Source organism: Micromonospora sp. SL1-18, assembly GCF_047921505.1.
In the GTDB taxonomy this organism is placed as follows: Bacteria; Actinomycetota; Actinomycetes; order Mycobacteriales; family Micromonosporaceae; genus Micromonospora.
The window spans coordinates 1-1252 of the sequence record NZ_JBLROA010000177.1; the positions used below are offsets into that span (position 1 = coordinate 1).

General features: G+C 67.0%; 2 protein-coding genes. One reads left to right on the forward strand and one right to left on the reverse strand.

Annotated elements, in window-relative coordinates; all coding sequences use genetic code 11:
- Nucleotides 1-366 (reverse strand): class I SAM-dependent methyltransferase, encoded by a 366-nt coding sequence (locus ACNAW0_RS30385; protein ID WP_416291481.1) that lies wholly within the window; start codon nucleotides 364-366, stop codon nucleotides 1-3.
- Between the two features lie 292 nt (nucleotides 367-658).
- Between ACNAW0_RS30385 and ACNAW0_RS30390 the strand changes: the two genes are divergently transcribed.
- A complete protein-coding gene (locus tag ACNAW0_RS30390; protein WP_416291482.1) occupies nucleotides 659-1036 on the forward strand; it encodes a nuclear transport factor 2 family protein in 378 nt (125 codons plus the stop codon).
- Nucleotides 1037-1252 lie beyond the last annotated feature (216 nt).

Below are 1252 nucleotides of genomic sequence, written 5' to 3' on the forward strand. Positions count from 1 at the left end.
CTAGCCAGTCGTTGAGCGCGCGCGGGCACGTGCGGAAACCAGGTGAACGCCGCGTAGTCGCAGATCGAGGGAGTGGGCATCGGCGACGATGAAGTCGATGTTCTCCTGCCGGCGTGCGCTGGCCTCCGCCCGACCCAGTTGCAGCGCCGGTTCGGTGATCTCTGCGGCAGTGACTCGTCCCGCGGCCACCCGGGTGGCCAGGTCGACGGTGATGGTGCCTGGTCCGCAGCCGACATCGAGCAGGGACATGCCCGGCCGGAGATGGGGTAGCAGGTAGGCCGCGGAGTTCTCGGCGGTGCGCCATCGATGTGAGCGCAGAGCGGTCTCGTGATGCCCGTGGGTGTATACGTGTGGTGCGGCGGCCATCTCGTCTCCAGCCTTCTGATGCCCGGGCGGCAAAACTAACCCATGTCTCATATCATGGATGAACGATCCCGTTTTATGGGACTGCTGCGAGGAGCCCCCGCACACCGGCCAATCGCCCCGGGCCATCTGGCGACATAGGCGGGCCCAGGAACATCCGCACATCGGCTTCGACCGCCCGTCGACCGCCACGGTACGTGCGTCACGCACTGTGACGCCCGATCGGCGGCATGACCGGACACCGCCGTTGAGCGTTGGGTCAAGTGGCAAGCTGGCACTTATGGACAGGAAGCAGGTGACCGGCTGGATCGCGGCCTACGAGCATGCGTGGCGGACGCAGGGGACGGAGGTGCTCGCCACGATCTTCACCGCAGAGGCGAGCTATCTGCAGGGGCCTTACCAGAGGCCGATCATCGGTCTGCCAGCCATAGCCCGGATGTGGGAAGACGAGCGGGACGGCCCCGGCGAGGTGTTCCAGATGACCAGTGAGGTCGTCGCGGTCGAGGGCGACACTGCGGTGGTGCGCGTGGCGGTCCGGTACGGCGACCCAGTCGACCAGGAGTACCGCGACCTGTGGATCATACGTTTCGCCGAGGACGGGCGCTGCAGCTCGTTCGAGGAGTGGCCTTTCTGGCCAGCGCAGCCGACCACCGCGCATCCGGCTGGAAGCTGACACGGGCACGCTACGACAACCCAAACGCTGTCGGCGGCCAGATGAGGGCGCCGTACCAAAGGTCGAGGTCGCCGGAGGATGCGTCAGAGCGGTGCGCCGCCGAAGCTCAACTCGTTGCCGTCCGGGTCGTAGAAGTCCGCTTTGCGTACGCCGTTGGGGTACGTCTCCCGCTTTGCCGGCTCGACCCCGCGGTCCGCGGCAGCGGCGATGAACGCG